Source organism: Psychrobacter sp. CAL346-MNA-CIBAN-0220, from assembly GCF_040309805.1.
Taxonomy (GTDB): domain Bacteria; phylum Pseudomonadota; class Gammaproteobacteria; order Pseudomonadales; family Moraxellaceae; genus Psychrobacter.
In genome coordinates this window covers 1-251 of the sequence record NZ_JBEOPF010000554.1, presented here as the reverse complement: position 1 = coordinate 251, position 251 = coordinate 1, and the positions used below count along the sequence as shown (strand labels likewise).

General features: G+C 41.4%; 1 pseudogene. It reads right to left on the bottom strand.

Features of this window, described 5'->3' with window-relative positions:
- Positions 1 to 243: pseudogene (locus AAEY88_RS14770) on the bottom strand (phosphoglycerate dehydrogenase); the annotation flags it as partial.
- Positions 244 to 251 lie beyond the last annotated feature (8 nt).

Genomic DNA, 251 nt, shown 5'->3' with positions numbered 1-251 from the left:
GAAGCAACCAATACCAATCAGCTTGTGCGCATGCTCCAGTACTTCACGCGTCAGTTGGGTGCGTGAGCGAATACCGATGAAGTGAGCGTCTTTGATCTTTTCGATCAGCTCTTCTTTATCTAACGCATGACTGATATTCTCGATGTTTTGATAACCAGCATCTGTCAATATTTTTAAGGCATTGTCGTGTAGACCTTCAAGCAATAAAAAGCTGATTTTGTCTTTTTGTAGTGATAACGCCATATGAGAAC